This window comes from Nitrospinota bacterium (assembly GCA_016217735.1).
In the GTDB taxonomy this organism is placed as follows: domain Bacteria; phylum Nitrospinota_A; class UBA7883; order JACRGQ01; family JACRGQ01; genus JACRGQ01.
In genome coordinates, this window is the sequence record JACRGQ010000060.1 from 1 (window position 1) to 10253 (window position 10253).

Consider the following 10253-nt stretch of genomic DNA (forward strand, 5'->3'; position numbering starts at 1 on the left):
CGCGGCGGTTTTTACATCGGCGGCCCCGGCGGCGGCCACCATCTGTTTCACCAGCGCCAGCGTGGCGCCGGTGTCTATGATGTCATCCGCCACCAGCACCCGTTTTCCCCTTAACAGTTCGGGGTGGAAATCCCCTTGCAGGCGCGCCGCGCCGGTCGCCCACGCCCCCTCGGTGCTGGATACGTGGACGAAATGGATGTTCGTTTTCACGCCGAGCACGGATAGCTGTTGCGCGAGGTCGCCCGTGAACCGGCGCGCGCCGTTGAGGATGCACAAAACCTCCAGCGGCTCCGCGGCTCCGCCGTGCCACGCGGCGATACGCTTCGCCACGCTGCGCACCCCCGCCGCCAGCAGCTCGCGCGTGAAGACAAGATGCGCGTCCAGCATTATGCCGTTGTGGTCGATATGTTCGAGGTGCGCCCCTTCCATGTCCGGCATTTTACGATAAAAAAGGTTCAGCGGGGGGAAATGACTTGCGAAGAGGCGGGCTTTAAAACTAATCTAGTGGCTTATGGCGAAAAAAGAGACCAAGCGGATATATGTCGGCGGCGTTCCCATCGGCGGCGGCGCGCCCGTGGCCGTGCAGAGCATGGGGAACAGGAACCCGCGCGACTTCGACGCCATCCTCAAACAGATACGCGACCTGAAGGAAGTGGACTGCGAGATCGTCCGCCTCGCCGTGCCGGACGAAGAGGCGGCCACGGTCTTCGCCCGCGTGAAAAAGGAAAGCTTGCTGCCGCTCATCGCCGACATCCATTTCGATTACCGCCTCGCGCTTGCCGCCATCGAGGCCGGCGCGGACGGTTTGCGCCTCAACCCGGGCAACATCGGCCACCGCGACAGGGTGGAGGCGGTGGTAAAAGCGGCGATGGAGCGCAAGATTCCGATCCGCATCGGCGTGAACGCCGGGAGCATCGGCAAGGAGATGCTGGCGAAGCACGGCGGCCACCCCACCACCGAAGCGATGGTGGAAAGCGCCATGGAACACGTGCATATATTGGAAGACCTGAACTTCGACCTCATCAAGATAAGCATCAAGGCATCCGACGTGCCCAAGACGGTGGCGGCGTACCGCGCCCTGAGCGAGAAGGTGGATTACCCGCTGCACGTCGGCATCAGCGAGGCGGGCACGCTGTTCAGCGGCACCATCAAAAGCTCCGTCGGCGTCGGCATCCTCCTTAACGAGGGGATCGGCGATACCATCCGCATCTCCCTCACCGCCGACCCGGTGGAAGAGGTGAAGGTGGCCTACGAAATCCTGAAAAGCCTGCACCTGCGCCAGCTCACGCCCGACATCATAAGCTGCCCCACCTGCGGGCGGTGCGAGATAGACCTGCTGGGCATGGCGGCGAAAGCCGAGGAAGAACTGCGCAAAATAAAAAAACCGATCAAAGTGGCTATCATGGGGTGCGTGGTGAACGGCCCCGGCGAGGCGCGCGAGGCCGATATCGGCATCGCGGGGGGCCACGGCGAAGGGCTGATATTCAAGAACGGCAAAATTCTAAGGAAAGTCGACGAGGCGCACCTGTTCAGCGCCCTGATGGAGGAGATCAAAAAGCTATGAGACTGACCCGCTACTTTATACCGACGGTGAAAGAGGTTCCCTCCGAGGCGGAGTGCGCCAGCCACCAGTTGATGATCCGCGCCGGGATGATACGCAAGATCGCCGCCGGGGTGTACGACCTGCTGCCGCTGGGCCTGCGCGCCATACGCAACGTGGAGAACATCGTGCGCCAGGAGATGAACCGCGCCGGAGGGCTGGAAACCTTCCTCCCCAGCATGATACCGGCCGAGCTGTGGCAGGAAACCGGCCGCTGGCAGTTCTACGGCAAGGAACTGCTGCGGATAAAAGACCGGCACGACCACGAATTCTGCTACGGCCCCACCCACGAAGAGGTGATGACCGACATCGTCCGCCGCGAAGTGAAGAGCTACAAGCAGCTTCCGCTCACCCTCTATCAAATCCAGACGAAGTTCCGCGACGAGATACGCCCCCGCTTCGGCATGATGCGGGCGCGCGAATTCATGATGAAGGACGCCTACAGCTTCCACGCGGACGAAGACGACGCCGCGAAAGGGTACGAGCGGATGTTCAAGGCGTATGAGGCGGTCTTCAAGCGCGCCGGGCTGAAATTCCGCGCGGTGGAGGCGGATACCGGCAACATCGGCGGCAGCAGCAGCCATGAGTTCATGGTGCTGGCCGATACCGGCGAGGACACCATCGTCAGTTGCCCCGCGTGCAGCTACGCCAGCAACGTGGAAAAGGCCGACGTGCCGCCAGCCGCGCCGCACGCCGCCGCCACGCCGGAGCCGATGGCCGAGGTGGCTACGCCGGACCAGCGGACCATCGACGAGGTATCGGCGTTCCTCAAGCGCCCCGCCGCCAGCTTCATCAAGACGCTCATCTATACGCTGGACGGCAAGGAACAGGTATGCGTTCTGGCGCGCGGCGATCACGAGGTGAACGAGCACAAGCTCAAGCGCATCCTCGACGCCGTCACGCTGGAACTGGCCGCCCCCGAAGCGGTGCAAAAAATATCCGGCGCGCAGCCCGGCTTTGTCGGCCCGCAGGGCCTCAAAGTCCGCATATTGGCCGACAACGCGGTACGCGGCATGGCAAACGCCGTGACCGGCGCGAACAAAGACGGCTATCACGTCGTCGGCGTGAACGAAGGGCGCGATTTCAAGGCCGCCGCGTATCACGACCTGCGCAACGTGAAACCCGGCGACCGCTGCCCCCGCTGCCACAACGCCGATCTGGAATTCCACCGGGGGATAGAGGTGGGGCACGTCTTCCGCCTCGGCACGAAGTACAGCAAGGCGATGCGGGCGGTCTACCTTGATAACAACGGCAAGGAGCAGACGATGGTGATGGGCACCTACGGCATCGGCATCGGCCGCGTGGCCGCCGCCGCCATCGAGCAAAGCCACGACGCCAACGGCATCATCTGGCCGTGGGGTTTGGCCCCCTTCCAGGTCGCCGTGCTGCCGCTGAACGTGGCCAAGCCGGATATCGCCGGCGCCGCCGCGAAGATAGAAGAGGAACTGGAGGCCGAGGGCTACAGCGTGCTGCACGACGACCGCGACGAGCGCGCGGGCTTCAAGTTCAACGACGCCGATCTCGTCGGCTATCCCATACAGGTGATCGTGGGGGACAAGGGGCTGAAGAACGGCGAAGTGGAATTGAAGATACGCAAGACCGGCGAACGGCTGAACGTGAAGCTGGACGGCCTGAAGGAAAAACTGCGCGAAACCGCCGCCCTCCTGGCGGCGGGCTGACCCCCGCCTTGGATAGGTACCGCAGGATTTATCCTGCGGTTGACCCCCTTAGGGGCAAGCTTTTTTGGCCCTTGTGGGCCAACAACAGGATAAATCCTGTTGTACCGCCGCTTCTCGGCCCCTTGGGGTATATAACTGCGGGGCAAAAACGGTAAACTGTTGACACCCCCTTAAAATGGCGGTTAAACTGTGCATTGACCTGTCAAATTATTTCCTGAGGAGGAACGATGTCGGATTTTAAGACCCTGCTTGCAGTGGGCGATATGGTGCAGCCCGGCGTGGTGACCATTTCCGCCACCCAGACCGTGAAAAGCGGCGCCATCACCATGGCTGAAAAAAACACCGGCTCGCTGCTGGTGATCGACGGCGGCGGCAAGCTCATCGGCATCGTAACCGAGGGCGACATCGTCCGCCGCGCCGTCGGCAAGGGGCTGGATGTTTCCGTTTCCACCATCGCCGACATCATGAGCCCGGATCCGGTCTCCATCAATCACGACGAATCCATTTTCGAGGCGCGCAATACCATGACCGCGAAAAAGCTGGGACACCTGATTGTGGTGAAAGACGGCAAACCGCTGGGGGTGCTCACCTCGCAGGCCGTGCTCGGCGCGTAATTCCCCTTTTTGTTTTACCCGGCGTTTTGGGTAATATTAAGGTCATTATGAAAAAGCTGATAGCGCCGCTCGCCTTCGCCGCAGCCCTTTCCGCGTGCTCCCTCGAGGGGGACATCCTGAAGCTGCCCGAAGGATGGCGTCTGCCGAACCGGCAACAGGCGACCGAGACGTGGCGCAACGGCATTCCGGGCCGCGGCCTCAGCGTCACCGCCGATTTCGACGGCAACGGCAAGCCGGATCTCGCCTATCTGCTGGAAAACGAAAAGGACGCCACGCTGGGCGTCTGGGTTTACATGAACGGCGATAAACGGAGCGGACAGCTCATCGAACGCGGCACGCAGGCCGCCGCGGTGAAAACCTCCGGCATCCGCGAGGCGAAACCGGGCGCTCACGCCACGCCCTGCGGCAAAACGGGGGACTGCGCGCCGGATCAGCCAAAGGAAGCCGTCCTGAAAAATCCCGGCATCGACCTCTTCATCAACCAGGGCGGCCGCCAATTCCTCTACTGGGATGACGCCTCGAAAGGATTTTTGAAATCCCCCATCGCCGGCTAAATCAGTACGGAAAGAGATTCCGGTTTTTCGTTTTCCAGCCGGCGTTGTTCAACGTGGCGTCGGCCACCTTGCCGAACACGCTTGACGGTTCGTCTTTGACGATTTCCCGCAGGCCATCCAGCGCCTTCTCGTCTTCGGAGAGTTTGGCTTCGCTGTCGCTTTTCACAAAGCGGACCCAGCCGCCCATCTTGGCATCGGGATATTTCGCCACCGCCTCCTCGGAGTAATCTATCGCATCGCGGTAAAGCCCGCCGCGGTATGCCGCCTCCATCATCTGGAAGTGGCTGTCCTTCTGGTAGAAGCCGTCCACCCGGTCAAGATAGGGCTGGTAGCGCTCGATGGCCGCCTTGAAGTATTTGATGGCCCCGGAGAAATTCTTTTCCTGTTTGGACGCGATACCCGCGCGATAGGCGGTATAGCTGGCGAGCAGCCCCTTCCCCGCGGAAACGTCCAGTCCGGCGCGATAGGCGGCGATGGCGCGGGGGCGGTCTTCCCGCTGGGCGTAGATGTCCCCCAGTATTTGCAAGGCGTACGGCGCGTATGCCGATTTCGCGTAGCCGTTCATGAACGGGGCCAGCTCGGCGGCCGCGCCCGCGCCATCGTCGATGGCGGCCAGCGCGCGCCCTTTGCCGAACGCGATCCGCGGGAGGCGTTCCCCCTTCAGCAGTTCTTCGGCGCGGCGGTACTTCTCATATGAGCGGCCATACAACCCCATCCCGTAATAAGCGTCCGCCACGTTCATCAGGATTTCGGTGTCTTTGACATCGGCGAAGAAGGGGTCGAAGTTGCCGTAGTAGGTGTACAACACCGCGAAGTTGCCGTCCTGCCGGTGGAAGTTGTTCACCATCTCGAACAGGTTCTCCTTAACGAGGTCAACCACCGGCGGGGTGGCGGCCAATGCCGGATATGTGCGCATAAACCCTTGCAGGGTGACGATTGATTCGATGTGGCGCTTGTTGCGGTGATAGAGCTTCGCCTTCTGGAACATCGCCTCCTGGGCGTAATCCCAGTCGGGGTGTTTTTTGATCACGTCGTTATAGGCGGCCAACGGATCAAAATAGTCGGGATACGGCGTCAGGGTTGCTTCCGCGGGGGTGATCACTTTGTGCTCCGCCTGCCCCAATGCCGCCAGCCGCAGGCGCGATTCCACCCCGGCCGGCTGGTCGGGCCAGGCGCGCGCCTGGATGTTCAGCAGCTTCACCGCGACGGCGGTTTTCCCATCCGCAAGGTAAATGTCGGCCAGCTTGTTCACGGCGTTGAGGCCGTGGGCGTTGGCCGGGTAAAGGTTGGCCAGTTCGGCGAAGAGGCCGCGCGCCTTGTCGCGCTTTTCCAGCCGGTAATTCGTGTCGGCATAGCGGTAAAAGGTCTGCGGGTTCTGCTTTATGAAGCTGGGCCAGCGCTTGTCGGCGCCCTCGAATACCTTGAGCGCCTGCTCGTATTGCCCGCGGAGGTAGTAGGCTTCGGCGATCTGGAACTTGGCGTCCCGCACCTCCTGCGTGGCGGGGTACAGCAGCAATATCTTCTCCAGTTCGTTGTACGCTTCGTACTAGAGTTTGCGGTCCACGTAAATGCGGGCGCGCCCCAGCAGCGCGCGCTGGGTAAACTTGCTGTGCGGGAACTTGTCAAAAATCCCCTGATAGATGGCCAGCGCCTCGATATCCATATCCTGGTTGTAATACAGGTCCCCCAGGCGGAGGCTGGAGCGGGGAACCGCGTCGCTGTCCGGGTACTTCGACATCGCGGCGCGAAACGCATCAATGGCGCGTGCGGCGTATTTCCGCTCCTTCGCGGTAAGCATATAGAGCGTTTCCGCGTACATGAACATCGCTTTTTCCATGTAGACCGACTTGGTGTAATTGTCCATGAAGTACTCCAGGTCGTCGCGGGCCATCTTCCAGTCCGCCTTCTGCATGTCCAGCACGGCCTTCTGGAACGCCTCGCGGCCCGATTCCTTTTCCATCTTCTGCGATTTTTTCGCCATCTCCGCGTCGCGCTTGGCCTTGGCCGCCCGCTCCTCCGGCGTGGAGGTATCGGACATCAGCGCCACCAGCTCGGTCCGCTGCCTGAAGCGGAAGGTGAGCGTCTTGCCGTCCGGCGAGAGGGAATGCGAAATGGCGTTTTTGATGTCCTTGAGCTGGATGGCGGCGACGGTATTTCCCTTCGTCAGCTTGAAGGTGATGTTTTTTATGCGGTAGTCCTCAAACGTCTTGTAGTCGAGGGTGGGGCCAAACGTGGCCTGGTGGAAAATGATGTTGATGGTTTTTTTATCCAGTTGCGGATCCACCTCGTAGGTCGCCGCCCGGTCAAAGAGAAAAACGAGGGTGGAAAACTCGGGATCCCCCGTCAACGTGGCGGTTTCGATCTTTATCGCCGGCTTCGATGCCGGCCCGTCCGATATCGGCGCGGGGGCGGCGTATAGCTGCTGCGGGAGAAATCCCGCCAGGATAACCGCTATCAATAACCGCGCTCTTTGCATGAATAAACCTCTTCCGGTTATTGAAGGGAGCAATATGCGCGCCATTCGACCCATTCCACTTTATCGGCAATCCGCCAAAAGGGGTTTAGGGGAAAATCCCCCATCCCGTGGCAAAAAATGCATATATTTTCAATATATTGCTTATCGGCAAAGCCGCTCCTCCCCTTTATTGTAAATGAGGGCGGCAAACGAAAAAAGTGGCGGCCACGGCGTCAGCCATTTGACGGGTGGCGGGGATTAAACTTTTTTTGGCGTGGCGATACCTTGCACCGCTCGGATATCAAATAGAGAGTTATCCCCTCATTGACCGGGCCTATGCGTGTCGCTCCCCCATTTCCCGTCCCCCCTGCATTACAATAAACGAATGGCGTATATTCCATCGTTTGTCACGGCAAGCCGTGAAGGGCGTCTCCCCGCCATTGTTGAACGACTTTACGCCCTCATGGACAAATGTGGCCTCTGCCCGCGCCGATGCAAAGTAAACCGTCGCGCGGGTGAAACAGGCGTTTGCGGCGCTTCCGCGCAACTGGTCATCTCCAGCGCCTTTGCGCATTTTGGAGAGGAACCGCCGCTGACGGGCATGTTCGGTTCCGGCACCGTCTTCCTTGCCCACTGTTCCTTGCGTTGCGCTTTCTGCCAAAATTTCGACATCAGCCACGGCGGAAGCGGCCATGCATGTTCGCCGCCGGAGTTGGCCGATATCATGCTGGGTCTCCAGCGGCAGGGATGCCATAACATCAACTTTGTCACCCCCACCCATTACGCGCCGCAAATAGTGGAAGCGCTCGGCACGGCGGCGGCAAAAGGGCTTGAGCTTCCAGTAGTCTGGAACTGCGGCGGTTATGAGTCGATGGAAGCGCTCCGCCTGCTTGACGGAGTAGTGGACATCTATATGCCGGATGTCAAATTCTTCGATAAGAATTCGGCAAAAAAATATTACAAAGCGCCAGATTACCCGGAAACAATCAAGGCCGCGCTGAAGGAAATGCGCCGCCAAGCGGGGGACTTGGCGCTTGATCCGCGCGGCATTGCCCAAAAAGGGCTTTTAATACGGCACCTGGTTATGCCCAACGGCGGGGCCGATACGGCGGAAATTCTTAAGTACATAGCGGAGGAAATCTCCATCGACAGCTATGTAAACATCATGGACCAATATCGTCCGCTGTACCGGGCAAATAAATTTCCGGAAATAAACCGGCGGCCGACGAGTGGGGAATTCGAGGCGGCAATTGCCACCGCCCGGCAGCTTGGATTGCATCGGGGATTTTAACCCCACGGTGGCGCCGCTTAAAAAAGGGGCGAAGCGGATGCTTCGCCCCATGTTATGAAAACGGCTCTTACTTCAGCACGGCGCCTTCGTCGGCGGAGGAAACCATCCGCGCGTAGCGGGTGAGGTATCCCTCCTTGATCTTCGGCTTCGGCTGTTTCCACTTCTTCGCGCGGGCTTCCATCTCTTTGGCGGAGACCTCCAGCGTGATCTTCCGCTTCGGAATGTCGATGGTGATCCTGTCCCCTTCCTTGATGAGCGCTATCGGCCCCCCTTCCATCGCTTCCGGGCTGATGTGGCCGATGCACGGCCCGCGGGTGCCGCCGCTGAACCGGCCGTCGGTGATGAGCGCCACGCTGTCGGAAAGCCCCATGCCGCTGATGGCGGAAGTCGGCGAGAGCATCTCGCGCATTCCCGGCCCGCCTTTCGGCCCCTCGTAGCGGACCACCACCACGTCGCCCGCCTTGATCTTCTTGCCCATGATCGCCTTCATCGCCTTTTCTTCGCTGTCGAAGACGCGGGCCTTGCCGCTGAACGTCATCATCGCTTCCGATACGGCGCTCTGTTTCACCACCGCCCCCTTCGGCGCGAGGTTCCCTTTCAGGATGGCGATGCCCCCCTCTTTTTTGTACGCCTTGTCGAGCGAACGGATCACGTCCTTGTTCTGGATGTGCGCCTCGCGGGTGATCTGCTTGATGCTCTTGCCGCTGGTTGTCGGCAGGTCGTGGATGAGGCTCTCCATCGATTTCAGCACAGCCGGGATGCCCCCCGCGTATTCGAGGTCTTCCATGAAATAGTCGCCGCCGGGGCGGATGGAGGTGATCTGCGGCGTGGTGCGGCTCAACCGGTCGAACACGTTCAGGTCGAGCTTCACCTTGGCGTCTCGCGCGATGGCCGGCAGATGCAGCACGGTGTTGGTGCTGCCGCCCAGCGCGAGATCCACCCGCACGGCGTTCTCGAACGCCTTGGCGGTCATGATGTCGCGGGCGCGCACGTTCTGGCGCACCAGTTCCACCACCTGTTCGCCGCTGTCCATGGCGATACGCCGCTTGTCGGCGCTCACCGCCAGCGCGCTGGCGCAGCCGGGCAAACTCATCCCCATCGATTCGGTGATGCAGGCCATCGTGTTGGCGGTGAACAGCCCTTGGCACGAGCCGGAGCCGGGGCATGAGCACATCTCCAGCCCGTCGAGCTGCTTGGCGGTGATCTCCCCTTTCAGGCGGCGGCCCACCGCCTCGAACGTGTCGTGAACCAGGTCGCGCCGCTGCCCCTCGAAGTGGCCGCTGTGCATCGGCCCGGCGGTCACCACGATGCTCGGCAGGTTCAGCCGTCCGGCGGCCATCAGCATGCCGGGGGTGATCTTGTCGCAGTTGGTGAGGAATATCACGCCGTCGAACGCCTGCGCCTTGATGACGCATTCGATGATATCGGCGATGAGGTCGCGCGTGACGAGGCTGTAGTGCATTCCCACGTGTCCCATCGCAATGCCGTCGCACACGCCCGGCACCGAGGTGTAGAACATCTGGCCGCCGCCGCTGTGAACCCCTTTTTCGATGTAGCGCTCCAGGTCGCGCATGCCGGCGTGGCCGGGGATGAAATCGGTGAAGCTGCTCACCAGCGCGATGAAGGGGCGGCCCATCGCGCGGCGGGTGATCCCCGTGGCGTATAATAGGCTGCGGGCCGGGGCGCGTTCGACCCCTTTTTTAATCCTGTCGCTCTCCATCGCCGTTCCTTTCCGCCGCCCAACGGGGCGATTTGAATAGTTGCCGTTTGTGCAATACCCTATTATAACACCGCTGAAAGGTTAGTAAAAGGTATGCCGGAGGAAAAGGAATTACACGGGGAGGAAGGGAAGGCCGGCCACCGCTCCGCCCTGCCGGAACGCGCCGGTGGCGCCGGACCGCTCGCTCCCGCCGACCCGCTGCAATACTACCTTGCCTACATCCGCTCCATCCCCCGCCTCCCGCCCGTCGAAGAGCACCAGCTTGCGGTGCGCGTGCGCGATCACAACGATGCCGACGCCGCGCTGAAACTGGTGTCGGCCAACCTCTGGCTGGCGGTGA

10 protein-coding genes are annotated in these 10253 nt (G+C 61.1%); 6 read left to right on the plus strand and 4 right to left on the minus strand.

What is annotated here, in order from left to right; genetic code table 11:
- Positions 1-429, minus strand: a 429-nt coding sequence (locus HZA03_09930) for a hypothetical protein (protein MBI5638273.1), incomplete at its 3' end; no start/stop codon positions are given.
- An 82-nt stretch (positions 430-511) separates the two neighbouring features.
- On the opposite strand from HZA03_09930, the gene ispG reads away from it, so the two are divergent.
- The 4 genes from ispG (at position 512) to HZA03_09950 (ending at position 4447) form a co-directional block, all read left to right on the plus strand.
- Complete coding sequence (gene ispG, locus HZA03_09935) at positions 512-1564, plus strand: flavodoxin-dependent (E)-4-hydroxy-3-methylbut-2-enyl-diphosphate synthase (GenBank protein MBI5638274.1); 1053 nt, start codon at positions 512-514, stop codon at positions 1562-1564.
- The gene (locus HZA03_09940; GenBank protein MBI5638275.1) at positions 1561-3279 is read left to right on the plus strand and encodes a proline--tRNA ligase; all 1719 of its coding nucleotides are present in this window, start codon (positions 1561-1563) and stop codon (positions 3277-3279) included. The genes ispG and HZA03_09940 overlap by 4 nt, the downstream gene beginning before the upstream one ends.
- A 227-nt stretch (positions 3280-3506) precedes the next feature.
- Complete coding sequence (locus HZA03_09945) at positions 3507-3893, plus strand: CBS domain-containing protein (GenBank protein ID MBI5638276.1); 387 nt, start codon at positions 3507-3509, stop codon at positions 3891-3893.
- Positions 3894-3940: 47 nt separating this feature from the next.
- A complete protein-coding gene (locus HZA03_09950; GenBank protein ID MBI5638277.1) occupies positions 3941-4447 on the plus strand; it encodes a hypothetical protein in 507 nt (168 codons plus the stop codon).
- A gap of 1 nt (position 4448) precedes the next feature.
- Here HZA03_09950 and HZA03_09955 read toward each other — a convergent pair whose 3' ends face one another.
- Both HZA03_09955 and HZA03_09960 read right to left on the minus strand, forming a co-directional pair.
- Positions 4449-5963 carry a tetratricopeptide repeat protein gene (locus tag HZA03_09955; GenBank protein MBI5638278.1) on the minus strand — a complete coding sequence of 505 codons (1515 nt, stop codon included), beginning with the start codon at positions 5961-5963 and terminating at the stop codon, positions 4449-4451.
- A gap of 30 nt (positions 5964-5993) precedes the next feature.
- Positions 5994-6905: a hypothetical protein gene (locus HZA03_09960; GenBank protein MBI5638279.1), complete on the minus strand. Its 912-nt coding sequence runs from the start codon at positions 6903-6905 to the stop codon at positions 5994-5996.
- A 382-nt stretch (positions 6906-7287) separates the two neighbouring features.
- Here HZA03_09960 and HZA03_09965 point away from each other — a divergent pair, with 382 nt between their 5' ends.
- On the plus strand, positions 7288-8193 hold the full coding sequence (locus HZA03_09965) for a radical SAM protein (GenBank protein ID MBI5638280.1): 906 nt from the start codon (positions 7288-7290) through the stop codon (positions 8191-8193).
- A gap of 67 nt (positions 8194-8260) precedes the next feature.
- On the opposite strand, the gene ilvD is transcribed toward HZA03_09965, so the two are convergent.
- Positions 8261-9913, minus strand: coding sequence for a dihydroxy-acid dehydratase (gene ilvD, locus HZA03_09970; GenBank protein MBI5638281.1), 1653 nt, complete (start codon positions 9911-9913; stop codon positions 8261-8263).
- Between the two features lie 93 nt (positions 9914-10006).
- On the opposite strand from ilvD, the gene HZA03_09975 reads away from it, so the two are divergent.
- Positions 10007-10253 (plus strand): RNA polymerase subunit sigma-70 (locus tag HZA03_09975; protein MBI5638282.1); only part of this gene is annotated, 247 nt, incomplete at its 3' end.